At 65.9% G+C, this 232-nt stretch carries 1 protein-coding gene; it reads left to right on the top strand.

The features are described 5' to 3' along the window. Window positions 1-232, top strand: a 232-nt coding sequence (locus tag SB822_RS61320; protein ID WP_410859694.1) for a hypothetical protein, incomplete at both ends; no start/stop codon positions are given.

The raw sequence follows: 232 nt of genomic DNA, 5'->3' as shown, positions 1-232 counted from the left end.
CGACTTCCAGATCATCCGCTCCACCGAGCAGCAGCCGTTCGCGGAGAAGCACAGCTACAGCTACGTGCTGCCGAACCTGGACTTCGACATCAGCTTCACCGATGAGTTGAAGGGTCGTGCGTCGTTCGGCCAGACCATCGCCCGCGCGCCGTACAACAACCTGATCGCCGGCCCGGGCCCGCGCGCGCCGACCGGTTCGATCCTGATCAATCCGTCGACCCGCGCCGCTGGC

Origin of the sequence: Paraburkholderia sp. SIMBA_054 (assembly GCF_046534875.1) — a bacterium.
GTDB lineage: Bacteria > Pseudomonadota > Gammaproteobacteria > Burkholderiales > Burkholderiaceae > Paraburkholderia > Paraburkholderia hospita.
This window is presented reverse-complemented; position numbering and strand designations above follow the sequence as displayed.